This is a genomic window from Vibrio sp. 1402 (assembly GCF_033340275.1).
Genome location: NZ_JAWOWE010000314.1, coordinates 1 through 671, shown reverse-complemented (window position 1 = coordinate 671; position 671 = coordinate 1). Strand labels below are relative to the sequence as shown.

At 44.7% G+C, this 671-nt stretch carries 1 protein-coding gene; it reads left to right on the top strand.

The genetic code is table 11. The features are described from left to right. On the top strand, nucleotides 1-604 hold a 604-nt coding region (locus R7044_RS25785), incomplete at its 5' end, for a ParA family protein (RefSeq protein ID WP_225456068.1). Nucleotides 605-671: the final 67 nt, after the last annotated feature.

Sequence of the window (671 nt, the reverse complement as noted above, 5' to 3'; positions counted from 1 at the left end):
GAAGTCAATCTCCGCATTCCCAGAAGATGCTATGTTTAACGCAGAAGCGTGGCAAACGCTGTCTGAAGACCCATCACTTGATATCGTTCGTCTATTGAAAGAACAGCTTATCGACAAGATTGCGAATGACTTCGATATCATCATGATTGATACCGGTCCGCACGTCGACCCTCTGGTTTGGAATGCGATGTACGCGTCCAATGCACTGTTAATTCCTTGTGCTGCAAAACGTCTAGACTGGGCATCTACGGTTAACTTCTTCCAGCATTTGCCTACGGTTTATGAGATGTTCCCAGAAGATTGGAATGGCTTAGAGTTTGTTCGTCTAATGCCAACCATGTTCGAAGACGACAACAAGAAGCAAGTCTCGGTATTGACGGAAATGAACTATCTGCTTGGTGACCAAGTGATGATGGCAACCATTCCACGTAGCCGTGCATTTGAAACGTGTGCAGACACCTACAGCACTGTGTTTGATTTAACCGTAAGTGATTTCGAAGGCGGCAAGAAGACACTTGCAACTGCTCAAGATGCGGTTCACAAAAGCGCATTGGAATTGGAGCGCGTATTGCACTCTAACTGGCCGTCATTAAATCAGGGGTAAACAGTAAATGGCTTTGAAAACGTCTGAATTAAACGCGAAATTATTTGGTAAAACGAATAAACGTCGA